This window comes from Stackebrandtia albiflava (assembly GCF_007994225.1).
GTDB lineage: Bacteria > Actinomycetota > Actinomycetes > Mycobacteriales > Micromonosporaceae > Stackebrandtia > Stackebrandtia albiflava.
Genome location: NZ_VLLL01000004.1, coordinates 1 through 1,503, shown reverse-complemented (window position 1 = coordinate 1,503; position 1,503 = coordinate 1). Strand labels below are relative to the sequence as shown.

Genomic DNA, 1,503 nt, shown 5'->3' with positions numbered 1-1,503 from the left:
GGCGGCCGTCGCCACCTGGTAGTCCGCGTTCTTCTCCGCCTTGGGTGGTCGTAGGCCCGGAATCACGCCCGGTTTTGCACCGGATGTCTGATTCGCATCGGCCTGCGGCCACCCAAGGCGCCTTTCGGGGCTGCGCGGATGATCGGTAAAGGGTCCATAACGAAGGCGGCGTCTCGGCAACCGGTCGCCGAGAGTGCGCGTGATCTCGGTACGTCGGGCCTGCCCGCCCGATCCGGCGCCTCGTATGCCCCTTCACACGGAAGTAATCAATGCGTTCTTCGCTGCGCGGTCGTAAACCGGCCGTACGGGCGGCGGTCGCCGCCGCCATCACGGGACTGGCAATAGCCGCAGTCACCCCCACACCCGCCCACGCCGACGAGCAACCGGTGTTGGAGAGATGGTTGGAGACGGTTCCCGCCGACCCCGGGACGACCGTCGATTTCACGCCGACGTTCGCCAATGCGACGGAGTCGAGTGCTCGCGGACTGGTCATAGAGGTGAACCTCAATCGGTCCTTCACGGTCACGACCTCCTACGACAACTGTGTCGTGAGTGAGGAGAAGTTCGCCACCTGTGTGCTGCCCACCGCGGAGATTCCCGCCGGCGCGGCCGTATCGGTCGACCCGGCGACGCCGTTCGGTATCGCCGTTCCGTCGAACATCCCCGGCCCGATGACGAGTTGCGCGTACTGCAACCACAGCATCCTGGCCGTCGGCGAGGCCGCGGCCCGGGCGGAACTGGCTGAGTTCGGTGGCACCGAGACGGGCAACGTCCTTCAGCTGGTGACGACCGAGACGCCGGACCGGGCGCCCTACGAAGGTGGCAACGGCACCATCGACCTCCAGATCTCCGCCAATCCGCTGGACCTCGCCGCGAACCCGGTACGGGTCGATGGAGCGGAGGGGGAGGAAGTCAGTTTCACCGTCGCGATCTCCAACAACGGACCCGCTGACATGACCGGCTATGTCGATGGCCACCTCTGGTTCGTGGTGATCGAACCCGCCACCGGCATGACGTTCATCGACAGCGATGTCTGCTACGCGACGGAGGACGCCGGACCTTGGATCGATCCCACGGATTGGGCTGAGGGTGCCTTCGCCTGTGTGGGGAGAGAGCTGGTCGCCGGTCGCGCGCAGACGGCCACCATCACTGCGAGCGTTCAGAACGCCTCCGCTGCGACGGACGGCCGCATCCACGCGCGGTACTTCGTCAATGAATGGAATGACTGGAGCGTCCTCGACGGCGACCTGTCCAACAACATCGCGATGCTCGCGTTGAATACCGATACCACCGATGTGTCTGACGACGACGATGTCGCCGGCCCCGGTGACGGGTCATTCCCGGTGACTGGTGTGGCGTTGTCGTGGTGGATCGGTGGCGGTGCGGCCGTCCTGGTCGCCGGTGTCGCCGGTGTGGTGCTGATGCGTCGCCGGGCGGCCGTCGCCACCTGGTAGTCCGCGTTCTTCTCCGCCTTGGGTGGTCGTAGGCCCGGAATCACGCCCG

General features: G+C 66.1%; 1 protein-coding gene. It reads left to right on the top strand.

Going from position 1 to position 1,503, the window contains the following annotated elements; translation table 11 throughout:
* The first annotated feature begins 548 nt into the window (after positions 1-548).
* Positions 549-1,454, top strand: a complete 906-nt coding sequence (locus LX16_RS00785) for a DUF11 domain-containing protein (RefSeq protein WP_147131558.1) — start codon at positions 549-551, stop codon at positions 1,452-1,454.
* The last annotated feature ends 49 nt before the right edge of the window (positions 1,455-1,503 follow it).